General features: G+C 41.7%; 18 protein-coding genes and 4 pseudogenes. 14 read left to right on the top strand and 8 right to left on the bottom strand.

The annotated features are described in order from the left end of the window. Positions 1–99: 99 nt before the first annotated feature. Positions 100–1,317: pseudogene (locus ACZM60_RS10280) on the top strand (TolC family protein); the annotation flags it as partial. A gap of 121 nt (positions 1,318–1,438) precedes the next feature. Here ACZM60_RS10280 and ACZM60_RS10275 read toward each other — a convergent pair. Both ACZM60_RS10275 and ACZM60_RS10270 read right to left on the bottom strand, forming a co-directional pair. Beyond that, positions 1,439–2,023: a LysR family transcriptional regulator substrate-binding protein gene (locus tag ACZM60_RS10275; RefSeq protein WP_489521452.1), complete on the bottom strand. Its 585-nt coding sequence runs from the start codon at positions 2,021–2,023 to the stop codon at positions 1,439–1,441. Between the two features lie 177 nt (positions 2,024–2,200). After that, positions 2,201–2,322: pseudogene (locus tag ACZM60_RS10270) on the bottom strand (LysR family transcriptional regulator); the annotation flags it as partial. Positions 2,323–2,434: 112 nt separating this feature from the next. On the opposite strand from ACZM60_RS10270, the gene ACZM60_RS10265 reads away from it, so the two are divergent. The 4 genes from ACZM60_RS10265 (at position 2,435) to ACZM60_RS10250 (ending at position 8,638) form a co-directional block, all read left to right on the top strand. Then, entirely contained in the window at positions 2,435–3,697 is a 1,263-nt protein-coding gene (locus ACZM60_RS10265; RefSeq protein WP_489521450.1) for an MFS transporter, read from the top strand. Next, entirely contained in the window at positions 3,633–4,523 is an 891-nt protein-coding gene (locus tag ACZM60_RS10260; protein WP_489521449.1) for an NHL repeat-containing protein, read from the top strand. The genes ACZM60_RS10265 and ACZM60_RS10260 overlap by 65 nt, the downstream gene beginning before the upstream one ends. Before the next feature lie 366 nt (positions 4,524–4,889). Beyond that, positions 4,890–7,235, top strand: a complete 2,346-nt coding sequence (locus tag ACZM60_RS10255) for a glycoside hydrolase family 3 C-terminal domain-containing protein (protein WP_489521451.1) — start codon at positions 4,890–4,892, stop codon at positions 7,233–7,235. Continuing rightward, a complete protein-coding gene (locus ACZM60_RS10250) occupies positions 7,232–8,638 on the top strand; it encodes a carboxylesterase/lipase family protein (protein ID WP_489521448.1) in 1,407 nt (468 codons plus the stop codon). Before ACZM60_RS10255 ends, ACZM60_RS10250 begins: the two co-directional genes overlap by 4 nt. A gap of 355 nt (positions 8,639–8,993) precedes the next feature. Here ACZM60_RS10250 and ACZM60_RS10245 read toward each other — a convergent pair whose 3' ends face one another. Further along, complete coding sequence (locus tag ACZM60_RS10245; protein ID WP_340319213.1) at positions 8,994–9,539, bottom strand: 7-carboxy-7-deazaguanine synthase QueE; 546 nt, start codon at positions 9,537–9,539, stop codon at positions 8,994–8,996. Beyond that, positions 9,526–9,858: a 6-carboxytetrahydropterin synthase QueD gene (gene queD / locus ACZM60_RS10240; RefSeq protein ID WP_021971178.1), complete on the bottom strand. Its 333-nt coding sequence runs from the start codon at positions 9,856–9,858 to the stop codon at positions 9,526–9,528. Before queD ends, ACZM60_RS10245 begins: the two co-directional genes overlap by 14 nt. Before the next feature lie 313 nt (positions 9,859–10,171). On the opposite strand from queD, the gene ACZM60_RS10235 reads away from it, so the two are divergent. Beyond that, positions 10,172–10,624, top strand: coding sequence for a DUF3592 domain-containing protein (locus ACZM60_RS10235; RefSeq protein ID WP_021971177.1), 453 nt, complete (start codon positions 10,172–10,174; stop codon positions 10,622–10,624). A 6-nt stretch (positions 10,625–10,630) separates the two neighbouring features. Further along, the gene (locus ACZM60_RS10230; RefSeq protein WP_021971176.1) at positions 10,631–11,443 is read left to right on the top strand and encodes a M48 family metallopeptidase; all 813 of its coding nucleotides are present in this window, start codon (positions 10,631–10,633) and stop codon (positions 11,441–11,443) included. Between the two features lie 343 nt (positions 11,444–11,786). Here the strand turns inward: ACZM60_RS10230 and ACZM60_RS10225 are convergent. From ACZM60_RS10225 to ACZM60_RS10210, 4 genes and pseudogenes are all read right to left on the bottom strand, one after another. Then, positions 11,787–12,893: pseudogene (locus ACZM60_RS10225) on the bottom strand (IS256 family transposase); the annotation flags it as partial. A gap of 190 nt (positions 12,894–13,083) precedes the next feature. Beyond that, positions 13,084–14,301, bottom strand: a complete 1,218-nt coding sequence (locus ACZM60_RS10220; protein ID WP_489521447.1) for a site-specific integrase — start codon at positions 14,299–14,301, stop codon at positions 13,084–13,086. Positions 14,302–14,670: 369 nt separating this feature from the next. Continuing rightward, positions 14,671–15,681, bottom strand: coding sequence for a GGGtGRT protein (locus ACZM60_RS10215; protein WP_021971022.1), 1,011 nt, complete (start codon positions 15,679–15,681; stop codon positions 14,671–14,673). Between the two features lie 17 nt (positions 15,682–15,698). Beyond that, positions 15,699–16,400 (bottom strand): iron-sulfur cluster assembly scaffold protein, encoded by a 702-nt coding sequence (locus tag ACZM60_RS10210; RefSeq protein ID WP_021971023.1) that lies wholly within the window; start codon positions 16,398–16,400, stop codon positions 15,699–15,701. Positions 16,401–16,680: 280 nt separating this feature from the next. Between ACZM60_RS10210 and ACZM60_RS10205 the strand changes: the two genes are divergently transcribed. From ACZM60_RS10205 to ACZM60_RS10175, 7 genes and pseudogenes are all read left to right on the top strand, one after another. Next, on the top strand, positions 16,681–17,193 hold the full coding sequence (locus ACZM60_RS10205) for a DMP19 family protein (protein WP_021971024.1): 513 nt from the start codon (positions 16,681–16,683) through the stop codon (positions 17,191–17,193). Positions 17,194–17,403: 210 nt separating this feature from the next. Beyond that, positions 17,404–18,258, top strand: a complete 855-nt coding sequence (locus ACZM60_RS10200; RefSeq protein WP_021971025.1) for a hypothetical protein — start codon at positions 17,404–17,406, stop codon at positions 18,256–18,258. A 192-nt stretch (positions 18,259–18,450) separates the two neighbouring features. After that, positions 18,451–19,020: a Yip1 family protein gene (locus ACZM60_RS10195; protein ID WP_489521446.1), complete on the top strand. Its 570-nt coding sequence runs from the start codon at positions 18,451–18,453 to the stop codon at positions 19,018–19,020. Continuing rightward, on the top strand, positions 19,020–19,478 hold the full coding sequence (gene smpB / locus ACZM60_RS10190) for an SsrA-binding protein (protein ID WP_021971027.1): 459 nt from the start codon (positions 19,020–19,022) through the stop codon (positions 19,476–19,478). Before ACZM60_RS10195 ends, smpB begins: the two co-directional genes overlap by 1 nt. Positions 19,479–19,546: 68 nt before the next feature. Continuing rightward, positions 19,547–22,291, top strand: a complete 2,745-nt coding sequence (gene metH / locus ACZM60_RS10185) for a methionine synthase (RefSeq protein WP_489521445.1) — start codon at positions 19,547–19,549, stop codon at positions 22,289–22,291. A gap of 124 nt (positions 22,292–22,415) precedes the next feature. Continuing rightward, the gene (locus tag ACZM60_RS10180; RefSeq protein WP_489521444.1) at positions 22,416–24,986 is read left to right on the top strand and encodes a pectinesterase; all 2,571 of its coding nucleotides are present in this window, start codon (positions 22,416–22,418) and stop codon (positions 24,984–24,986) included. 144 nt (positions 24,987–25,130) lie between these two features. Then, a pseudogene (locus ACZM60_RS10175) lies at positions 25,131–25,613 on the top strand (TolC family protein); the annotation flags it as partial. Positions 25,614–25,708: the final 95 nt, after the last annotated feature.

The raw sequence follows: 25,708 nt of genomic DNA, 5'->3' as shown, positions 1-25,708 counted from the left end.
TGCTTAAAGATACAAAATCTTTAGGTAATAACAAAGCCCCAGCTTGTGAAAGTCGGGGCTTTGTGCTAAAAAAGAAGGTGTGCTTTTTGACACACCTTCATCAATTGGAGAGATTTTTTTACTGACCCCTGTTTACAGAAATTAATAGAAAAGGGTCTGAAACAGAATACCGATGTAAAAACGGCTGAGTTACGGGTAGAAGAGGCTAAGGCTTCTTTACTTTCTGCCAAACTGGCTTTTCTTCCTTCTTTTGCTTTATCTCCTCAGGGAAATATTAGTTCTGTAGAAGGTCAGGTGTCACGAACTTATACGCTTCCTGTAACCGCCAGTTGGGAGATAGATATATTTGGCAAGTTGCGGAATTCTAAACGGCAGGCAAAGGCAGCTTATATGCAAAGTGAAGATTATAAGCAAGCTGTGTATTCCAGTCTGATAGCTAATATAGCCAATACGTATTATACGTTATTGATGTTGGATGAACAACTTGAAATATCGAAGACAACTGCCGAAACTTGGAAAGAAACGGTTGAGTCTACCCAGGCTTTAATGGATGCCGGTCAGGCGGATGAGGCTGCTGTTTCACAGATGAAGGCAACTTATTATGAAGTGGAGAATTCAGTCATTGATTTGGAAGAACAAATCAATCAGGTAGAAAACAGTCTTTCATTGTTGCTTGCCGAAACTCCTCAGCAGATACAGAGAGGACGACTGGCTGAACAGCATTTTACTCATTCGCTGTCTGTTGGAGTTCCTTTGCAATTATTATCGAACCGACCGGATGTTCGTGTGGCAGAACGTGATCTGGAACAGGCTTTTTATGTAACCAATCAGGCTAATTCGGCTTTCTATCCATCTATAACCTTAAGTGGAAGTGCTGGATGGACTAATTCGTTAGGAGGACTGATTACTAATCCGGGAAAATTTGTTGCCTCAGCTCTTGCATCACTGACCGAACCATTGTTTAATAGAGGAACTTTGATTGCACGACGTCGGATAGCCAAGGCACAGCAGGAAGAAGCTCTATTGGCTTTCAGGCAAAAGCTGCTTGATGCAGGAACGGAAGTAAACGATGCTTTGGTTTCTTACCAGACAAGCAAGAAGATAAAAGATAATTATGAACAACAGATAAGCGCTTTGGAAAAAGCATTCAGTAGTACTACGTTACTGATGGAACATGGCAATACAACTTATCTGGAGGTGCTGACTGCACATCAGACTTTACTTAGTGCCCAATTGTCTCAAACCGCCAACCGTTTTAAGGAGATACAGAGCCTTATAAATCTCTATCAAGCGTTAGGTGGAGGACAAGTTCTATAGTTTTTATTTGTTTCTACGAAATGTCCCTTGACTGATTTCTTTCTCTCTCCCTCATTCTTTATTTTCATTTATACATTCATATTCATATTTTTTCATAGAAGAACAGTCAAGGGGCTTTCTCTTATCCTTTATTTATGATTTGGGCCAGAATACGATTGAAGTGGAGTGCCGCTTTTTTACGATAAAGTCCTTTGGACCAAAAAAGATAAGCATGAGTTGATAATTCATTTCCGGAAGCAATGGGAATCTTTATCAACTCTTCTTCGTTTCGTACGGCTGCAAAAGTTAGTATAGTTGCCTGCTTTCCGTTTTTGACTAAACTTATGATGGTGTTTACATCATTGATTTCTATATCGGTAGTCAGATGTAATTTCTCTTTTTGACAGACATGTTCTATGATTTCGCGGGTGACGAACCCTTTGCTTGGTAATATTAGAGAAAGGGATGTAATATCTTGAAAATTGATAATAGCTTTGGATGCAACGGCATGAGATTTTCCGGCAACCAGGTAAAGGCGGGAAGAAAACAAAAATACTCTTTCGAAATCGGTATAGCTTTCTTCTGAGCCGAATGATAGAACAAAGTCCATTTCGTTGTTTTCCAACTTTACCATCAACTCGTCCGAAGTTGCAAAAGTTATGTTTATTTGTATATGAGGATATTGTTCTGCAAACAAAGGAAGTGCTTTGGTAAGTAATGGACTCAAGCTGAATGTAGCTCCTATACATAGTTTCCCGGTATCCAGATTTTGTAAATCTCGGATAATCTGCTTTCCGTTTTCACTTTCTCTTATGGCGTTTTTGGCATAAGGCAAGAATGAACTTCCGGCTTCGGTAAGTATGATACGCTTTCCTATACGGTCGAAAAGCAAAATACCGAGTTCAGTTTCCAATTGTTTGATCTGTTGTGAAAGGGACTTTGTGAAATACATAACGCATGAGCTGCTTCTGTAAAGTTGAGCAATTCACAGGTCTTTTCGAAATATTTGAGTTGTCGGAGTTCCATTTCAAATCGGTTTTATCAATAATAACTATCGAAAAAAAGAGTTTTACAAATATAAGATTATAATTTTCGACAACCTATTTTTGCTTCTACAAACCTGAAATAAAAGTAACTGATGGGTAGTAAGGAAGTCAATAATAAGCGTGAGTCTATGGTGCGGTTTCGTATAATACGCAACTGTATGTTTTTGTCTGGATTGTCTGTTTTTGCACAGTTATATCTTTTCCAGCCAATGTTGTCGGAGTTGTGTCATTCTTTTGATATAACGCCAGCTGAAAGCAGTCTTGCCGTGTCAGCTTCAACGGTGGGAATGGCTGTTGGATTACTTTTTCTGGCATTTAAGGCTGATGGGATATCGCGTGAGAAGTTGATGGGCGTATCGTTGATTCTCTCATCTGTATTGACAATCGCTTCTGCTTTCATTGACAGTTATTTATTTCTGTTGCTCTTTAATTTTGTGAAAGGTATTGTTTTGGCAGGTGTTTCGGCTGTAGCATTGGCTTATTTGTCGGAAGAGATAGATTCCTCTAAAATCGGGTTGGCAATCAGTCTTTATCTAAGTGGTAATACATTAGGTGGAATGTCGGGACGTGTAACAGCGACTTTGCTTTCCGGATATGGCGGGTGGCAACTTGCTACATTGTTTATAGGAGGAGTAAGCCTTGTATTGGGGGCTATCTTTTGCTGGAAAATACCGGCTGGCAGAAATTTTTCAGCTTCAGTTGTTTCATTCAAGGAAAAGATTTATCAAATGCGTTCACTTCTTACGCAAACGACCTTTATCAGTATGTATGTTATCGCTGCACTCTCGATGGGGATATTTGTGAGTGTCTATAATTATCTTTCTTTTTTACTTGAATCGCCGATATTCGGTTTACCGCATCATCTGGTTGCCATGATTTTTATGATGTATGTGGCTGGAATTATCGGATCGGTTATAGCTGGAGTTTTATCCGACAGATTGGGACCGGAAATTCTTTTGCAAGGTGCTTTGTTGTTGATGGGGGTAGGCATGTCTCTTTTATTGGTAATGAAGCTTTGGGCTATTGTTGTGGGATTGGGTGTGTTGACTTTTGCTTTCTTTAGCACACATACATTGGCAAGTAGAATCGTTTCTATGAATGCCCAACACTTAAAGAGCAGTGCGACCAGCATTTACTGGTTATTCTATTATGCCGGTTCGAGCCTGATTGGTTCATTAACAGGTATTGTATTGGTCAATAATGGTTGGTTTTCGTTAATGGAAGTCTTATTAGGCTTGTTGTTTGGCGCACTTATTGTTTCGTCATTATTCATTTTAAAATATAGACTATATGAAAAAAGTAAAGTTTACAGCCATCATCGGTATGGCGATGATGATGTTCGTCCCAGCAATTAGTTTGGCGGACAATGGTACACAGGTTGAGGTCGTGAGTGAAGGCGTCCGTTACTGTGAAAGTACCTATCCTTATAACGGTGGAATTCTGATTGCCAATTTTGGAACGGAACAATTGAATCCGCTTAATACAGAAGGTAAAGGATATATTCTTTGCTATAAGGATGGCAGAATGACCACTCTGATTCCTGCAGATGGCAATCTGAATGCTCCGAAGGGAATGTTTATACGTGATAACCATTTGTACATTTGTGATGTCAATAAAATAGTGGTTTACAACTTAGTCCAGAAAGATGAAGTTCCTAAAACGATTCAACTACCGGAAGGTAATCTGTTTGTAAATGACTTGGCGGCAGATGGTAATACCTTGTATGTTTCGGTTACAAATACAGATAAGATTTTTAAGATTGATATAACCGATGCTGCCAATCCGGGAGAAGCTCAAGAATGGGTTACTATACCTGATCCTAATGGCTTGGTAATTGGTGACGGAGTGATGTATGTTGCATCTTATCCGGCTGATGGTAATACAAGAGAAAAGCATGTTATTTATCGTATAGGCGATTTGAGTAAGCCTCAACCTCAAAAATTGACTACGGTTTCTGGTCAGTACGATGGGATAGCTTTCTCTTCCGATGGTAACTCACTTTATGTTACGAACTGGACTCCGGCAGGACTTAGCCGTGTAGATTTGCATACTGGTAACTTATCTCCATTTGAGATATCTTTAGAAAAAGATTTGTCAGGTCCAGCTGATATTACTGTTTCTGAAGGAAAGATTTATATTCCCGACTTACCAGCCAGTCGTGTTGTTATTGTAGCAGAGTAAGACTCATTTTTATTATGCCTCTCGTTTTCATCCTTAGTTTATGGAAAGGCGAGAGGCTATTTTTATAAAAGTCTGAAATAAATTGTAATAAGGATTATCTGTACACCTTATTTTGAATATATAGGACAATATTTGAACAAATAGACCAATTGTTTTGAACGTGTGTATTAGTTTTTTGTACAAATGAGATAATATTTGCCGATAGTTTGTGGTACTTTTACATAGTAGAATTGGTATGCTGTATTCTTTCTTTTCAAAAAGCATGAAAATAGTGAGATAGAAATGTGTTTTGGGAAGGTTGGAAGGTGGCACTTAATTGTATGAAATAAAATTAAATCTATTACAAACATGAGAAACGTTATTCGAATGGTAGGCGTTGGAATCGCTGCTTTATGTATGGTGACTTCTACTGTACAGGGACAGGTGAAATTGAATGCCAGCAACATTGATGAAGTTATCGGTCAGATGACTTTGGAAGAAAAAGTACACATGGTAATCGGTTGTGGTATGTCGATGGGAGATGATGTCAAATTTCCCGGTACGGCAGGGCGTACATACGATATACCTCGGTTAGGTATTCCTTCAGTTTATCTGGCAGACGGACCACATCGGTTGGCTATGGCTGTAAAGCGTGATTTCGATAGTCATTTTTATTATGCAACTGAATTTCCTTCGGGTACGACCGTAGCTGCTACATTCGATCCGAATGCTGCGTTTCAAGTTGGAGTTGCATTGGGAGAGGAAGTGAAAGATTACGGAATGGATGTGTTATTGGCACCGGGTGTAAACTTGATGCGTAATGCTTTGTGTGGGCGTAACCACGAATATTATTCTGAAGATCCTGTTGTGACGGGAAAGATGGCTGCCGGGTATATCAATGGAGTACAGAGTCAGGGTACAGGTACCTGTCTGAAACACTTTGCTGTAAATAATCAGGAAACAAATCGTAACAACAATGATTCGAGAGTTGCCCAGCGTCCGTTGCGTGAACTTTACTTGAAAGGATTTGAAATAGCTGTCAAAGAATCTCAGCCATGGAGTATTATGACATCTTATAATAAGGTGAATGGTAAGTATACATGTGAGGATATAGACTTGACGGAATACATTCTACGTGACGAATGGGGATTCAAGGGTGTAGTAATGTCTGACTGGAATGCAGGAACTGATGCCGTGGCTTCGATGAAGGCGGGAAATGATATGCTACAACCCGGACAAGATCGTCAGTATAAGGCTATTCTGGAAGCTGTACAGAATAGCACGCTGGATGAGGCGGTTTTGAATCGTAACGTAAAACGAATATTGGAAATGGTGGTGAAATGCCATACATTTGGTAATTATAAATATGCTAACGAAACGAACTTGAAGGCTCATGCCCAGATTGACCGTACCATAGGTGCAGAAGGTATTGTCTTATTAGATAATCAAAGTGCTTTACCTTTGGCTGCCAATATCAAGAATGTAGCTTTGTATGGAACGACATCGTACGATATGGTTCCTGCCGGTATGGGATTTGGAAGTACTGGCGTTGGATATTATTGTGTATCATTGGTGGAAGGTATGCGTAATGCCGGATATACTGTTGATGCAAACCTGATAAAGAAATACAAGAAACATCTGGCTGATGAGCAGAAACGTCTTTATCCGAAAGGCAGACCTCCTTTCTCTCTTACTCCGCTGAAGCGTGCAGAAGAATTTGTCCCTACTGCTGACGAACTGGCTGCTCAGGTCAAGAGTAATGATGTGGCTATTCTTACCTTAGGACGTACCAGTGGTGAGGCTTCCGACAGACGGGTAGAAGAATTCTATTTGAAAGATAACGAAACAGCCCTTATCAAGCAGGTGGCTGAGGCTTATCATGCTGCCGGCAAAAAGGTAATTGTTATCCTGAATATTTGTAGTCCGGTAGAAACCGCTTCGTGGAAGAATACAGTTGATGCTGTAATCTGTGCTTTCCAGCCCGGTCAGGAAGTCGGAAACAGTGTAGCCGATGTACTGACAGGTAAGGTAAATCCTTCAGGACATCTGCCGATGACATTTGCGGTAAAATACGGGGATGCACCGTCTGACGCAAATTTCCCGTATGACTATGAGTTTAAAATGCCGTCGTTTGCAATGGGAAGCGGCATGAACTTCGAGTCGAAAGAGAAAAAGGAAGAAAAGCCTAAAGAGGCCGTTCGCAATGTAGATTACACGAACTATGAAGAAGGTATTTATGTAGGTTATCGCTATTTCGATACTTTCGGTAAGGAAGTTTCTTATCCGTTTGGTCACGGTTTGTCGTATACAACCTTCAGTTTCGATGTCGTATCATCAGGTATTAATGGCGACAAGTGTGAGATGAAAGTATCGGTAAAGAATACAGGCAACTGTGCCGGCAAGGAGTCTGTCCAGCTTTATGTCAAGGCTCCGGCAGGCGGATTGGAAAAACCAGCTAAAGAATTAAAGGCGTTTGCAAAGACAAAACTCTTGCAGCCGGGTGAATCGGAAGTAGTGACATTGTCGTGGAATCTGATGGATATGGCTTCCTTCAATGAAAAGAGCTGTTCTTGGGAACTAGCCAAAGGTACATATCAGTGGATGGCAGCAGCTTCTTCTGCTGATGTTCGTTGCACGGTATCTCAAAAGGTGGCTAAAGCCCAGAAGGTAAAAGTGCACGATGCGATGAAACCTGCGTATAAGATTGTTCAACTTGATATGGTAAAAAGATGAAAAGAGATTTGTTACATATTGCCATCTGTGTTTCCCTTTTGGGAGCGCCGATGGCGTTTTGTGCCCAAAGTCTTGTTGTAAATGTAGAAGGAGGTCAGATTGAGGGCACGGTAGATGAAGAAGGGGTAGTTGTTTATAAAGGTATTCCTTATGCAGCTCCTCCAGTAAACGAATTACGATGGAAACAGCCACAGCCTGTACAGTCGTGGCAGGGTGTAAAGAAGTGTAATCGGTTTGGAGCGGCCTCCCTTCAGGGTGGACAGACGAAAGGCTCCTTTTATTGGAAGGAATTTTATCAGGATGGTAATCCTGAAATGAGTGAGGACTGTCTGTATCTGAATGTATGGACACCGGAAGCGGGGAAAAAGGATAATCGCCTTCCTGTGATGGTCTGGATTCATGGCGGTGCCTTTCAGAATGGTTTCGGACATGAAATTGAGTTCGATGGAGATGCCTATGCCAAGAAAGGTGTGGTTCTGGTAACACTGAATTATCGTCTGGGAATGTGCGGTTTCTTGGCTCATCCACTGCTGACTGCAGAAAATGGTGGAAAAGGTTCTGGTAACTATGGCTTGTTCGATCAGTTGGCAGCCTTGAAATGGGTAAAGCGTAACATTGAGGCTTTCGGGGGTGATCCGAATAATGTAACTGTATTCGGACAGAGTGCTGGTGCCGGTAGTGTGCAGGCGTTGATTTCTTCGCCTTTGGCCGAAGGATATATACAGCGTGCTATCATACAGAGTGGTGGTGGACTGGGAGGTATTATTTCCACAAAATCCTTACAAGATGCAGAATCCGTAGGAAAAGCCGTGTGGGATGCTTCGGGCTGCACGACGCTGGAGCAGATGCGTGCTTATCCGGCTGACCGTTTTCCGGAAGTGATGATGAATTACATGAAACAGCAGAAAAAATTTATGGGCATGCCCTATTCCCCGTGTGTGGATGGAGAGCTCTTAAAAGCCTCTGTATATGATGTGGCGATGCAGAACAAGGAACTGGATATTCCTTACATGATAGGCTACACGTCGGAGGATATCGCTCCAGATCAGATGCGGAAGGCTGCCGTGGATTGGAGTCTTCTGCTTGAGCTGCAAGGACATCATCCGGCTTATGTATATTGCTTTAGCCGTGATTTACCGGGTGAGGACATGCCTGTACCCGAAGGTGGATTTGGTGATATGAAGGGTGCATTTCATTCCAGTGAGTTGTGGTATATGTTTGGAACGCTGGACAAATGCTGGCGTCCGATGGAAGCAGCCGATTATGAACTGAGTGAGCGCATGGTCTCTTATTGGACGAACTTTGCCAAGAGCGGTAATCCGAATGGAGCAGACTTGCCCGAATGGAAACCTTGTACCAAAGCTGACCAGCATATACAAGAATTGAATGTAAACCGGATGTAGTGAGGTATGTAGAAAAGAACTATTCGTGTACAGAAGTATAAGAAAAATTGTGCTATCTGTGACTTGTCTATGGGGGTGGACATTCTTCTTTATTTGTCATTTATAAGATTGGCATGTTACTTCTGGAGTATAAATGATGTATTGAGGAGAATGTCATATTGTAAGTTTAGATAAAAAGGATTCGATAAATCCCGACTTGAAGGAGAATTGTATCTTGAGTCGGGATTTATTTCCTTTTATAAGGGTCGTGTTAATTGTAAATTTTTTGAAAATGAGTGCGCTATAAAATATTTAGAGTACTTGCATTCCAATAGACCTCTAAAGACTACTGCATTCATATCAAGTTCAAGTTGCATTATGGAATATTAATCAGCTTGTGTATCTGAAGGCTTAGCCGCCATTGTGGGTGTTCCTTGATGTAAGCAATTACGTTATTGGTATTTTGTCCGGAACAGGGTTGCAGAAAGTAATGTTTAGCAGGTAGCTTGAGGTAAGGAGATACATCTTGACCTACATATACTACTTTTACTTCGTCTATGTGACGTATTTTCAATGTTGCTCCTTCTTTGGGTGAACATGTAACCCAATCAATATCTTCCGGCAAGACACAAGTTCCATTGGTCTCTATTGCAATGTATTTTCCGGCAGCATGTAGTGCTTTGATTAGTTTGCTGTCAATCCATAGTCCAGGTTCTCCCCCTGTAAGAATTACCATCCGACACGGGTATGTACATACTTCTTTTACGATTTCATCATCTGTCATTGTATGGAATTCTTCATGTTGTGTATCGCAGAAGCTACACTTTAGGTTGCACCCTGAGAATCGGATAAAAACAGCCGGAGTTCCCGTATAAAACCCTTCACCTTGTAGGCTGTAGAAAATTTCATTAATCTTTCTCATAGATAGCCGTATTACCTTCTGATTCTTTTACTTCTACTCTGAAACAATTAGGAATTTGGTTGCATACCCAATAGGCAATATTTTCCGCCGTAGGATTAAAAGGTAGTATATCATTCAAGTTGTTATGGTCTAGTTGCTTTTCTACTGCTTGCTTGATATGAGTAAAATCTACTACCATACCGTTTTCGTCAAGTTCTTTGGAACGGCAAAATACGGTTATAATCCAATTGTGACCGTGAAGCTTTTCGCATTTGCTTTGATAAGATAGTTTTAGCGAGTGTGAGGCTGAAATCTCCATCCTTTTAATTACTGTGTACATAGTTGATACGTTGTTAGATTAATACAAATTTGCTTCTGCTTGATGTCACCTCGGCAGTTATAGTGCAAAGATAAGGATATCTAAGGATATTTTATTATAACTGATTTACGCATTCGTAATTTTCTTAATAATTTCCATTGTATTTTCAATATATATAATTGGATATCCCTACGTTCCAGACGGTAGTTTGACAAGTCTGCGGCTTTTACTATACGGTCAGAATATCTGAAAATATCAAAATGTTGAATTTTTCTTTTTGCTAATGAAAGTGATATATATAATTTGCTATCTTTGTATAAACTAGGCTTTATTTATGAATACGATGCGTAACCAAATTATTGCGTTGTTAGTGCTGGTAGTAGGAATCTTTTTATTCGGAGGAGGCACAGTAGGACTGTATTCGTTGTATACAGCATCTCAAAACTATGAACGTACCGTAGGAGTGGTTCGAAATTTTCAGACTAAAAGGATTTATCGTTATAGGAAAATGAGATATGAGAGCCGTATGCAGGTTGTATATCCTACAACCAGATATGGAGAGATGTCTGTTTCCAAAATCAGTCATTGGCCATTTAGAAGTGTCGGAGATAAATTGACGATTTGGTATCGTCCAGATCGTCCGCATGAAATTCGTTTGCCTAAATCAGAGTGCATGCTTTGGGGTAGTTTAGTTGTTTTAGGCTTGATATGTATATATAGTGGTATCATTATCTGGAGAATATCTGGTACAGCTGACAAAACAAAGAAAAGCAATTTTAATAATTAAATATTTATGAAGAACAGAAAATTTTTAAAGGTAATTGTTTTGCTGGCATGCGTCGTATTGACTGCTCCGGCAATGGCTCAGTTTAATCTTAAAAAAGCAATTAGTGGAGCAACTAAAGTAGCGCAGGCTGTTACTTTAACCGATGATCAAATGAGTGAATATGTAAAAGAATACATTGATTGGATGGATGCACATAATCAGGTTTGTGCGGATGACAATGCATATGCGATTCGTTTGAAGAAACTGACTGAAGGCTTGGGTGAAGCTGATGGTATTCCATTGAATTTTAAGGTTTATTATGTGACAGATGTAAATGCTTTTGCTTGTGCAGACGGGAGTGTACGTGTATTTTCATCGTTGATGGATATTATGAGTGATGAAGAATTGTTGGGAGTTATTGGACATGAAATTGGTCATGTGGCACATCGTGATTCTAAAAAAGGTTTTCGTACAGCATTACTTACTTCGGCTTTGAAAGATGGCGTTTCTTCTCAAGGAGGCAAGGCTGCTACGCTGACTGATTCTCAATTGGGAGATTTGACAGAGGCTTTGGTGAATGCCAGATATTCTCAGAAACAAGAGTGTGGAGCTGATGATTATGGTTATGAGTTTTTGAAAAAGGCTGGTAAGAATCCTTGGGCCATGGCACTTTCATTTCAGAAATTGAAAGAACTGGAAGAACAGAGTGGGGCTCAATCATCCAGTAAATTAAATCAGTTGTTTTCTACTCATCCGGATTTGGACTTGAGAATTAAGCGTATGGAAGAACGTGCAACCAGTGAGGGAATTGAAAAGCCAGCATCAAGTGTATCGAAGTAAATAAATATCTATCTTTAATTGGTTATACCAGTTTTTGCAGCCCATTTTTGAAAATGGCAAATTGGGCTGCAAATGGGCTGCAAAAATCACTTCTTTTAAGCTAAACTAAGCGGTAGTAGACCTGTTTTATGCTTGCCTGAAATAGACTTTGGAGAGAACAGATTTCAGCTTTATTATAGCCTTGTTTTTCTTCTTGATTAGTAAGACGGAACATCATAAGATGAGGTAATTAAAGTGTTCATCAACTATAATCTACTACAAACAAAAAAAACTCCTGCAATCATTTTGAAGTGCACCCCAAAAGTTAGACACAAAACTTTTGGGGTGCACTTTAGATATACGGTCTTTTTACGGCATCGTCCGAAGGGAATGAAAACTTTGATTTTGTGTACTTTCTGATTTTCCCGTTCAGGTTTTCAATAAGATTGGTCGTGTAGGTTATTTTTCTGATTTCCAGCGGAAACTGGAAGAAAACAGTCAAATCATCCCAGTTGTCTCTCCATGAAAGTATAGCATAAGGATACTTTCCTCCCCATTTCTTTTCCAGATTGTCAAGTTCTGCGGCAGCAACTTCCTTGTTGGGTGCATTGTAGATATTTTTCATATCCGCCGTAAACTCTTTCTTATCCTTATAAACAACATATTTACAGGGGTTTCTGATCTGATGTACCACACAGATTTGAGTGGATGACTGAGGAAATACGGTACGGATGGTATCCGTAAATCCATTCAGGTTGTCGGTACAGGTAATCAGTATATCCTGCACTCCACGGGCCTTTAGATCTGTCAGTACACTCATCCAGAAAGAAGAACTTTCCGATTTGCCGACCCACATGCCAAGAACTTCCTTCAGGCCGTTCTGTTTCAGACCGACACAAAGATAAACAGTCTTGTTTATGATCTTGCCGTTATCCCGTACCTTGAAGACAATACCGTCCATCCAGACTATCAGATAAACAGGATCAAGGGGACGGTTCTGCCATTCCTGGGCCGCCTGATTGACTTTGTTGGTAATGATGGAAATGGCGGATGTAGAAAGCTCTATTTCATAAATTTCACGCATTTCTTCCTCTATGTCAGAAACGCTCATTCCTTTGGCATATAGGGAGATAACGAGCTTTTCTATAGAAAGTCCACGGCTTTCATGTTTGGGCACTGCTATCGGCTCAAACTGGCCGTTACGGTCACGTGGAATAGAAATGACAGACTCTCCATGTTCGGTCTGGATTTTCTTCTGATAGCTGCTGTTGCGTGAATTACCACTGTTATTACCGGCCACAGAGTTCTTTTCATACCCCAAATGGGCATCCATTTCGCCTTTAAGCATTTTTTTCAATACTTGGGCATGCAACTACTTCAGGAACTTGCTTACATCGGCTTCTGTTTTAAACTGGCTAAGGAACTCCTTGCTTAATATCTCATCGGGCACTACTTGATTCTTTTCCTTCATAATCTTCTTCATTTTGCAAATCTATAAAATAAAAAATACGAGACTCAAACTTGAATCCCGTATTTCCATTTACACAATATATTTTATAGTGCCAATAATTAGCAATATTACGTGTTTTTTGTGAATTTAGTGTAATTTATAAGTTAAGTTGTCCCAAAATATATGCTTGAGACAACTTAATTTATAAAAATCATTTGTTGGAATCTCCAGTAAATGTTTCCATGAGCTTATCCATTTGTTCACCTATGCACTTATCTATTAGCTTAGCATAATGAGTAGTCATTCTGGTATTGGTATGACCAAGCATCTTAGAAACGACCTCAAGTGAGATATTATTGGCTAAAGTAACGGTGCTGGCGAATGTGTGGCGGCTGCAATGGAAAGTGATTCGTTTCTTGATCTCACACAAAATGGCTATATCCTTTAGGTATTTGTTTATATCTGCTGGGTCTTGAATTGGCAGTAATTTCTCTCCACCTTTGTATTTATCCAATATCAGTTTGGCGATAGGGAGCAGGGGGATGCGTGAAAGAACTCCAGTTTTTACTCTGCGTTTCTTAATCCAGATTCTACCTGTGCTGTCCTTTTCAAAATGTTCTGGAGCTAAGGTTTTGATGTCGATGTAGCTCAATCCAGTGAAACACCCAAAGAGAAACATATCTTTTGCTCTCTCCAGTCTGGGTGGGGGAGTGTCAAAGTTGATAATCTTTCTCAGTTCTTCTTCATTCAGAAAGTCTATTTCCACGGGTTCACGTTCTATCTTATAAGTGATGAACGGATTGGTAGTCATGTATGAATTAGCTACTGCAAGGTTTACAATCTTTTTAAGTAGCTTTAGGTGTTTGGTCGATGAGTTTTGAGCCATTCCTTTATCTATTCTTAGAAATGAATGAAAAGACTGGATAAAGTTTAGGTTCAGTTCGCGTAGGTATAAATCTTCTCTTTTGTATTTCTGCTGAACAAATTCTTTGAGTAATCTTACTGTATAGACCGAAATCCAATAAGTAGCCTTAGAAACTCCATTGCCTACCTGCTTTTCCTGTTCTCTGTTATGTTCTTCAAAGACTTCAAACAGCGTTTTTTCTTTGAGTGATTCTACCTTATCAAAGTAAGCGTCACGTAATAGTTCTGCTGTGATGATAAAACCTCTGTCTAATAATTCTGCTTCCTTCTGATAGAGTTTGGCTTTAATTGCTTTTAGATAATTGTTGAGGCTTTGAGCTTCTTCGTCTTTACCTTTTACTTGTTGCTTGACTTTATCCCATTTGTCGATAGGAACTTGTTTACCAGTTGATAGAGGACATCTTTCCCCATTTACTGTAATCATTAACTCAATAGGTGCTTTACCACTTTTTCTCGCTTTACTTTCTCTTATGAAAAAGAGAATAGAAAATGAACTTCTTACCATAGTTTAATCATTTAAAATTAGACATTGGGAAGTCCTTTCAAATATGATATATCTTTCTGTGTATTAGATAGATGTAGCTATTTTTGTGACCACTTTTGAAAAAATGGGAAAATGGTCACAAATTGGTCACAAAATATCCTCTTTTCAGCCCATTTTCAAGGATAATCAGCCACTTCTTAACCTTAGAAAAACAAGTCTGATTCAAGCGATATTCCGCTTCAATTTCAGCATCCATTCACAACGATTTATAAGAAGCACAACAGACGAAAAGTGATGAAGATTTATTATTTCTCCAAGTAGTACGGATAAAATAAAAATCCCCATAACTCAGAGAGTTACAGGGATTTATATGATTGAATCAAGTATAAATTACTTATTCAAAGCCAAAGCTACGTTTACAGCGCAAGCTACTGTACATCCTACCATCGGATTGTTACCGATACCCAGGAATCCCATCATTTCTACGTGAGCAGGAACTGATGAAGAACCAGCGAACTGTGCGTCTGAGTGCATACGGCCCATAGTATCTGTCATACCGTAAGAAGCAGGACCTGCAGCCATGTTATCCGGGTGAAGTGTACGACCTGTACCACCACCTGAAGCTACTGAGAAGTAAGGTTTACCTGCAAGAACACGTTCTTTCTTGTAAGTACCTGCAACCGGATGCTGGAAACGAGTCGGGTTAGTAGAGTTACCTGTGATAGATACATCTACATTTTCATGCCACATGATAGCAACACCTTCACGTACATCGTCTGCACCGTAGCATTTTACTTTAGCACGAGGACCGTCTGAATACGGAGTTTCTTTTACGATGTTCAATTCACCTGTGAAGTAATCGAACTTAGTCTGAACGTAAGTAAATCCGTTGATACGAGAGATAATCATAGCAGCGTCTTTACCCAGACCGTTCAAGATACAACGCAACGGGTTCTTACGTACTTTGTTTGCCATTTCAGCAATCTTGATAGCACCTTCTGCGGCAGCGAATGATTCGTGGCCTGCCAAGAATGCGAAGCACTGAGTTTCTTCGCGCAACAGACGAGCTGCCAGGTTACCGTGACCCAAACCTACTTTACGGTCATCAGCTACTGAGCCCGGAATACAGAAAGCCTGCAAACCGATACCGATAGCTTCTGCAGCGTCGGCAGCGTTTTTACAACCTTTTTTCAGAGCGATTGCGCAACCTACTACGTATGCCCATTTTGCATTCTCGAAGCAGATACCCTGAGTTTCCTGACAAGTCAGATACGGATCAAGGCCGGCTGCGTCACAGATTGCATTAGCTTCTTCAATGTCTTTGATACCGTTTTCATTCAAAGCAGCCAAAATCTGCTTGATACGACGGTCCTGACTTTCAAACTGTACTGGTCTAATCATAATCTGTATCCTCCTTATTATTCTTTACGTGGGTCAATATATTTAACTGCGCCTTGTTCGGGTTTGAAGCGTCCGTAAGTACCGGTAACAGCTTTCAATGCTTCATTAGCATCTGTACCCTTCTTGATCTGTTCCATGAATTTACCCATGTGAACAAATTCGTAACCGATTACCTGGTTGTCTTTGTCCAAAGCCATACGAGTGATGTAACCTTCTGTCAGTTCCAAGTAACGAGTACCTTTTGCTTTTGTTCCATACAAAGTACCTGTCTGGCTGCGAAGTCCTTTACCCAAGTCTTCCAAACCTGCACCGATCATCAAACCGCCTTCAGAGAAAGCTGACTGAGTACGACCGTATACAATCTGCAAGAACAATTCACGCATTGCGGTGTTGATGGCATCGCAAACCAAGTCTGTATTCAGTGCTTCCAGAATTGTTTTACCCGGCAGAATTTCAGAAGCCATAGCTGCTGAGTGAGTCATACCAGAGCAACCGATTGTTTCTACCAAACATTCTTCGATAACACCTTCTTTGACGTTCAAAGTCAATTTACAAGCACCCTGCTGTGGAGCACACCATCCCACACCATGAGTTAAACCTGAAATGTCTTTGATTTCTTTTGCTTGAATCCATTTTCCTTCTTCAGGAATTGGGGCCGGACCGTGGTTAGGTCCTTTAGCAACACAACACATGTGTTCAACTTCATGTGAATAAATCATATTATTTACGTTTTATGAGTAATAAAAAATAAGTATTTCGTAAACCACTTATTACGGAATTTCTTCTTTAATTCGTACGCAAAGTTAGTCGTTTTATTTAGTTATGCAATCAATGAAACCGAACTTTTTGTTGCATTTTAATGATATTTTTCGCTGAAACTCGTGTTTTGTAATGTCGGCATATCAAAATGTTTTTTATCTTCCGAGAGAAACCTGTATCTTTGCGGCCGGTATTCCAACAGAAGGATATACCTATATATAAGTAATAACAATCAGGTATATGGACGAGTGTAAGATTAAAGTAAAGGACGATGCTTTGCGTCGTGGTGCAGAAGCCGGGATGGACGAGTTTCTGAAGGTGTTTGTCGACAAATACTTGGAGGTGACCGGTGGAGTTATCAATGCAGAAACCATGCCGTTGCTCAATGGCTATCAGCACACACTGCTTGGGTATCATTTCTTTCGGGAGGAAGTGCTCGAAGGAGGTTTCGTACAGTTGATTCAGAATGGTTACGGACCGTACATTTTCGATAATCCTTTTGCCAAGGCTATGCGTCTGTTTGGAGCTAAAGAGTTTTCGAAACTGATTTACGATGCCAAGAAGATTTACGATGCACATCGGAAAGACTTGGAAAAAGAGTGTTCCGACGACGAGTTTATGGCCATGTATGAGCAGTATGAGGAATTTGATGATCTGGAAGAAGCCTATATGGATATGGAAGAGAAGGTTACGGCTCAGATCGCAGAATACGTGGACGAACATTTGGATCAGTTTGCTGAGGTAGAGCAATAATTGTTTTATTTGTGAAGGAAAATCGTTTAAGTACGAATAGCTGTTATGTGAATTCGTGGAAGATAGAGAGTTTTGAAGCCGGAGAGCCGATCGATCTTTACGAATTGTATAAATAAACGTTAAAAAGGAAAAAGGCAAAGCAGTATTTTTACGCTTTTTTCATTTAAGATGAAGAAATTTAATAATCTATAAAAACATAAAGGAAAAAATATGAAGACAATGAAGTTTTTCGCAATGGCATCGGCTTTAGCTGCAATGGTAGGTTTCAGCTCTTGCTTGAATGGAGGGGATTATACTAATACGGCATCGGGTGGTACGTTTGTAAAAGTATCAGGATATTTGGGAATTAATAGTTTGGTAGATGAATTAGGGTTTGAGTATGTTCCTTCTGATAAAGACATTATTACAAATTTTACCAGCGGCAAGTATGCATATATTACTTATACATATGATCCTACAACTGTAGATTATACACTGAAAGCAGTAAATATTAATTTGGCTGGTTACTCTGTTTTGACCGATGAACAAGTGGTTGCAAATGCTCCTGTAGCAGAAAACGCAAATGCTCCTGTATATAGTGTATATGATATGAGTACCAGCTCACAATATCGTGTGCAGCCTGTTTTCTATCAGAAGAGAGATGTATTCATCCCAATTTATTACTATTATAAGCCGGCTTCTAATAATGATGACTTGCAGAAAGAAACAGCTCTTCATCATTTTACCTTATATTATGATGCAACGACCGATTTCACAAACTCTACTATGACATTGCATCTTCGTCATACGATACAGGATTTTGATGAAGAGGAAAACAAAAAGAGAACAAGTCGTGCATACGAATTCAGACATTTTAATTTGAATTCAGCTTTAAGCCAATATCAGTTTGCCAATAACGGACAGAATCCGGATAAGATTGTGATTGAATTCGAACAGAATCAGTATAATGCTGACTATGAAGAAGACGATGTTGAAAGCAAATCATACGAAATCGATTATAAGACAGTGGTCGAAAATTATGATAAGCTGGCTGGCAACACAACCGGCTCAGGTAGCGACGAATAATTTAAGAGAGAAAAAAAGATAGAGAAAAGCATACTTTGATGAAGTATGCTCCCATAAGGTACGGATTATGCGGAATAGCTGTTGTATGTTAATGTATGTCAGTGTTTCTGTATAATTCGTATCTTTTTTTATTTCTTTTTTGTACATTTGCAATTCCGATTGTCGGATTGATTACAAAAAAGAAGAATAACATTGGATTATAAATCATTATTTCAGCAAATAGTTGCTTTGCTTTCCACTCCCGGTAAAGCGTGGAATGAAATAGCAGAGCGAGGGGTAGGGCGTTCGGTTATGCCTGCTTTTGTTTATCCCCTGATTGGTTTGTGCGGGTTGTCGGAGTTTATTGGAACATTTATTGGAAAGGACTTTTCGTCCATCATGTTTCAAATAGCCTTGACTCGCTGTTGTGCCGTAGCTGTTGCCTTGTTCGGAGGATTTTTCCTGTCGGCTTATTTGCTCGATAAACTGAACCGGAAATGGCTCGGAAGAAAAGATTCTTACGACCGTATGCTGGTCTTTGTGGCCTATTCCATGGTCGTTACCTTTGTTTTGAATATCGTCAGCGGACTGTTCTCTATAGTCGTGCTGCATTGGATATTGCAAATATATACCATTGTAATTGTGTTCGAAGGAGTACGCAGGTGGCTCAAGATACCGAAATACAGCCAGACAGCTTTTACCATTGTGGCAACTGTCATCATCTTGGTGTGTCCTGCCCTTATCGAATTTATATTTAATAAGTTATCTGTAATTTTGAACTGATGAAAACAAACGCCGGTAATATCAATATCAAGAACAAACGTGCCTCATTCGATTATGAGTTTATCGATACATATACCGCCGGAATTGTGCTGACCGGAACCGAAATCAAGTCCATTCGTCAGGGAAAGGCAAGTCTGGTCGATACGTTTTGTTTCTTTTCCCGCGGAGAGTTGTGGGTGAAGAACATGCACATTGCCGAATATTTTTATGGCTCTTATAATAATCATGCGGCCCGTCGCGACCGCAAGCTGCTGCTTACCAAGAAGGAGCTGCGTAAGCTGGAACGGACTTCTGCCGAGCCGGGCTTTACCATTGTGCCTACTCGTATGTATATCAATGAAAAAGGACTGGCAAAGGTGGTTATCGCTCTGGCAAAGGGTAAGAAACAATACGATAAGCGCCAGACCTTGAAGGAAAAGGAAGACAAACGTATGATGGATCGCATGTTCAAGCGATAAACAAGGGGGAACTGCACGGACTACACGGGCTTACACGGCTTTTTTATAATTAAATAGGGCTTTTCAAAATGCAACAACTAATAAACGAACGTATTCTCGTGCTCGACGGAGCGATGGGAACCATGATACAACAATACAATCTCTCGGAGGCTGATTTCCGGGGGGAGCGTTTCAAGGATATACCCGGACAGTTGAAGGGAAACAACGACATGCTGTGCCTGACGCGTCCGGATGTAATCGAGGAAATACACCGGAAGTATCTGGAGGCGGGAGCAGATATCATTGAAACAAATACATTCAATGCGACTTCTGTTTCGATGGCAGATTATCACATGCAGCCGTATTGTCGTGAAATAAATCTGGCGGCAGCCCGTCTGGCTCGTAAGGTAGCCGATGAGTTTACCGCAAAAACTCCCGGAAAGCCACGCTTCGTGGCTGGTTCAGTAGGTCCTACCAATAAGACCTGCTCCATGAGTCCCGACGTAAACAATCCGGCTTTTCGTGCACTTACGTTCGATGAACTTGCCGATGCTTACCGCGAACAGATGGAAGCCTTGCTCGAAGGGGGAGTAGATGCCATTCTGATAGAAACCATTTTCGATACGCTGAATGCGAAAGCTGCTATTCTGGCGGCAGAAACCTCGATGCGGAAATTGGGAAGAAAGGTTCCGCTGATGCTTTCTGTGACGGTTTCGGATGTGGCAGGACGTACCTTGTCGGGACAGACGCTTGACGCGTTTCTGGCTTCGGTGCAGCATGCTGACATTTTCTCCATCGGATTGAACTGTTCTTTCGGGGCTAAGCAGTTGAAGCCTTTCCTGGAACAACTGGCTCGCCGTGCTCCTTATTATATAAGTGCCTACCCCAATGCCGGACTTCCCAATAGCTTGGGAAAATATGATCAGACACCCGAGGAGATGGCTGCCGAAGTCAAGGAATACATCGATGAGGGACTGGTTAACATCATTGGAGGATGCTGCGGTACTACAGAGGCCTATATAGCTAAGTATCAGGAACTCATCAAGGACGCCAAGCCTCATGTGCCTGCGCCGGAGCCGAAATATCTCTGGCTTTCGGGACTGGAGCTGCTGGAGGTGACTCCCGAAATTAATTTTGTGAACGTGGGTGAACGTTGCAATGTGGCTGGTTCTCGCAAGTTCCTTCGCCTGATCAACGAAAAGAAATACGATGAGGCTTTGTCGATTGCCCGCAAGCAGGTGGAAGACGGTGCGCTGATTCTCGATGTCAACATGGACGACGGTTTGCTGGATGCTGCCGAGGAAATGACTACATTCCTCAACCTGGTCGCATCGGAGCCGGATATTGCTCGTGTGCCTATAATGATCGACTCTTCCAAATGGGAGGTTATTTTAGCGGGATTGAAGTGTGTGCAGGGCAAGTGTGTCGTCAATTCCATTTCGTTGAAAGAGGGCGAAGAACTTTTCATTGAGCATGCCCGTACCGTCAAGCAGTACGGTGCAGCAGTCATCGTGATGGCGTTCGACGAGAAAGGGCAGGCCGATACGTTCGAACGTAAGATTGAAGTTTGCGAACGGGCTTACCGTATTTTGACAGAGAAAGTAGGTTTCCGTCGACAGGATATTATTTTCGACCCGAATGTACTGGCGGTAGCTACGGGAATCGAGGAACATAATAATTATGCCGTCGATTTTATCAAGGCGACGGGCTGGATTCGTCAGAACCTTCCGGGAGCACACGTCAGCGGAGGGGTAAGTAATCTTTCGTTCTCGTTCCGCGGCAACAACTATATCCGTGAGGCGATGCACGCGGTATTCCTTTATCATGCCATTCAGCAAGGCATGGATATGGGCATTGTCAATCCGGGAACTTCGGTGCTGTATACAGATATTCCTTCGGATATTCTGGAGCGTATAGAAGATGTGGTATTGAACCGTCGTCCGGATGCTGCCGAGCGTCTGATTGAAACGGCCGAAAAGCTGAAGGCGGAAAAAGAGAATACGGGCGAACAGCAGGCGGCTGTTTCCCATCTTGCTTGGCGTGAGGGTACCACGGTGGAAGAGCGTTTGCTGTACGCGCTGGTCAAGGGACTGGGTGATTACCTGGATGAAGACTTGCATGAGGCGCTTGCAAAGTATCCGGATGCAGTCAGCATCATCGAAGGTCCGCTTATGGCAGGCATGAATCATGTCGGCGATTTGTTCGGTTCCGGCAAGATGTTCTTGCCGCAGGTGGTCAAAACGGCGCGTACCATGAAGAAAGCGGTGGCTATCTTGCAGCCTTATATCGAGGCCGAAAAGAAGGAAGGAGCACGCAGTGCCGGTAAAGTATTGCTGGCTACGGTAAAGGGCGATGTACACGATATCGGTAAAAACATTGTGGCTGTCGTCATGGCATGCAACAATTACGAGATTATCGACTTGGGTGTGATGGTTCCTGCTGAAAAGATTGTTGAAACGGCTATCCGTGAAAAGGTAGACATTATCGGTCTAAGCGGACTCATTACGCCGTCATTGGAGGAAATGGTGCATGTGGTAACCGAGCTTGAACGTGCCGGACTCGATATTCCGGTAATGATTGGCGGTGCTACAACCTCCAAGCTCCATACAGCTCTGAAGATTGCTCCGGTTTATCATGCTCCGGTGGTCTACATGAAAGACGCTTCTCTCAATGCGCCGGTAGCGGCACGCCTGATGAATCTCGACTTGCGGAGTGCTTTTGCCGAGGAACTTGAAAATGAATATCGCGAACTTCGTGAGAAGAATAAGACGAAACAGGTCAAGACGGTTTCGCTCAAGGAGGCACAGAAAAATAAATTGAACCTGTGGGAGTAGATTGTCATTCGGAACTGGGGTGATTTATTCCCTGAAAGAAGGCATGGTATATCAACTTTTTGGTGATATACCATGCTTTTTGTTTGTATTCTTTATAAATTTACCCAGCATTGAAAAACACGACATGATGAAGAATACATTATTTTATTGCCTTTTGTTCTGCTGGATATTTTCCGGCAGGGCTTTGTTGGCCCAGTCTGTACATGGATATTGTCCACTGGATAAAGCACATCCTGTTTATTTCTATGGAGATAGAATCAGTTATGCCGGAACAGAAATAAAGTTGGATAAGAAGACTTTTTTTATCGATGGTCAACTCTCTGATGAAACGGTTTCCAGATATCCGTTTGTTTTCAATAGCTTTAATGAAGCCGCTAAAGCTTTTGTTGCCGGAACGGAGGCAGAGCCTATGCGGGTGTATATTGCTCCTTATGTATATTGGATAGATAATCCGGACGATCCTCAAGTTAGAGTGGGAAAGGAAGGTAAGGAACCTTTCGGATTGGTCGTGAAGTGTCCTTATCTGCATCTGATTGGCTTGACGGACAATCCCGAGAATGTCGTACTGGCTTCCAGTCGCGGACAGACTCAGGGAGCGGTAGGAAACTTTACAATGTTCGATTTTTGGGGTGATGGACTGCTGGTCAGGAATCTTACGATGGGAAACTATTGTAATGTCGATTTGGAATTTCCTCTAAAGAAAGAGCTGGAACGCAGGAAAAGGATGTCTGCCATCACGCAGGCACATGTGGCTTATTGTCATGGAGATAAGATAGTTGCCGAGAATGTGCGTTTTATCAGCCGTTTAAATATGAACCCCTTGAATGGTGCAAAACGTATTTTGTTTTATAAATGTTATATGGAGAGTACTGACGATGCGCTGACGGGTACAGGGGTTTACTTGGATTGTACGTTGAAGTTTTACGGGCAGAAACCGTTCTGGCAGACAGATATGGGGGGAGCCGTCTTTTTGAATAGTGATTTTTATATATGCCATGAGGAAGATCGTCAGTATTTCTGTAAGGGAGTAAGTCCTTTGTCGGTAGTCGACTGCCGGTTTCATGTTCGGAAGCCCGTATATGCAGGTTGGACACACGAGCCATCCGACTGGCTTCGGTGTTATCAGTATGGTGTAACGATGAACGGGCAACCTTACATTTTAGGTGCCGATAAGCCCTATAATACGGTATGTATGGAGCAAAGACCGATGCTTTGTGCTTATAGGCTGACTGACGAAAAAGGGCATGTGATTTATAATACATACAATCTGTTACGGGGAAACGATGATTGGGACCCGCTTCATGTCAAAGATAGTATACTGGCTGTAGGAGTACGCGATGGCAAAGATTATACGAGTATGCCGGTCTGTCTGTCGGTCACTCCGCTGGTTACTTCTGTACAGACCGGAGGAGAGCCGGTAGAGCTTACGGCAATTGTGAAAAGGCATTGTAATTATGTACTCCAAGGTGCTCAGGTCAGATGGAAAGTACAGTCGGGCTATGAAAAGTATGTCAGTCTGTCGGTGGAAAGAAATGGGAAGTGTGTGGTTGAAGCCCGAAATCACGAGGATGAAACAAAACATTTCACTATAACAGCTTTTACGGAGGAGGGACTGGAATGTGCCGTCGAACTGACGGTTACTCCCGATTTTGTAGAAGCCCCGGCTTTTGTGGAACAGCCGAAGCTGCAGATTGCAGATGGAAGAGCGACGGTATGTTATAGCCTGGACTTGCAGGGACGTGAAGACGAGTCGCTGATAACGTGGTATCGGGTTGCCGATAAGGATGGGAAGACAAAATATCCGGTAGCGGTTTCACGCTTGGGTATACCCGAAACGACCTACAGGCTTACCAAAGAAGATGTCGGGTATTATCTCATGGTAACGATAGCTCCCAAGCATTTGCGCTGTCGTCCCGGTAAGGAATATACAGTAACTTCTTCAACGCGGATCAGCCGGAAACAGATTGAGCCGGTAAATGTACTTGAAACCGATTTTCGGAACTTTCCTTGTACCAATCAGCCTGTTATATACCCCGGCGGTTGGACGATAGACGGATATAAGCCTTTCGATACAGCAGAATATGATTGGAAAGTATTTCCCGATAAGAACTATTGGGTATATGGTAAGGGAATAAATGGAGCACACGGAATGGGACTCCTTCAGGCTCAGCGTGGGGCGCGTTTGCTGTACACTCCGTTGGAAGGAACATACGGGGATATGAAAATAACCTTGAATGTTGATCCGAGTAAGACGGCAGGACAGGGATTCGGAAGCGCTACGGGGCAGTATATGGATATCTGTATAAAGTTTGATACCCGTACATTGAGTGGATATGCCTTACGTATCATCCGGACGACTAAATATAGTAATGCTGTCGATTTTATGTTGATGAAATATGAAAACGGCAGGACCACTGCAATAACTCCTTCCATATCGAGTACCTGCTACCGTACCGACTGTACCATTGTGGTCGAGGTGAGAGGAAATAAACTGATGGCACATGCTGAAACTTCTACTCCGCTTTCTGCCTCTGTGACGGATAAGAATTTGCAGCCTTCCGTTAGTCTGGAAGCCGATATTCTTCCCAATTTGTGGGGCGGTATGGCGATTCAGCATACGGGAAGTTGTGGTGAGAGCACTACCATGTTGCATTACTTAAAAATAGAATGGAAAGATACTTTATATAGTAAATAGTTTTATGGTTTGCGGGTGAAAAGTGTCGCAATAGGATGTGAAAATGATTAGAAAAGGAAAATATGAACAGTCCTTCACTATATGTGAATAATATCGTAAAGCCTTGACAACGTACCTTTGCTTCAGATTAAGAAATGAAATAAAATGAAGCAATTAGTAGTTATTTTTACCTCCCTTTGCGCACTGATGCCTGTAGGGGCACAGGAAGTGCTGACACTGGAAGAGTGTCTGCGGCTGGGCATAGAGAATAATCTTTCTTTGGAAAGCAGCCGCAATGAAGTCCGAAAAGGAGAGCATTCGCTGAGTGAAAATCGTGCCAAGCTGCTGCCGCAGATTAATGCGGTTGCCGGATTCAATGACAATTTCAATCCGCCGGTATCGGTTACCGACGGCTCTGCTTACGGCAATCCGTACAATGTTACCAAAACCTTGCAGTACAATGCATCGGCGGGTATCCAGTTGCAGATGCCTTTATACAACCAGACGGTTTATACGGCAATGGATATTACGCGAACCATGAACGAGCTGAACCGTTTGTCGTACGAAAAGGCACGCAAAGACTTGATTCTGCAAATCAGCAAGATGTATTACTTGAGCCAGAACACTTCCGAGCAACTTACCTTGATACCTGAGTTCGGGATAAGTTTAGAATAAGGCCAGTTGTTTTGAGTCCTCAATATAGTATCCTTGCAATGCATCCGGTTTGTTTTCAAAGAAACAAT

It is taken from the genome of Phocaeicola sp., assembly GCF_057861905.1.
This window is presented reverse-complemented; position numbering and strand designations above follow the sequence as displayed.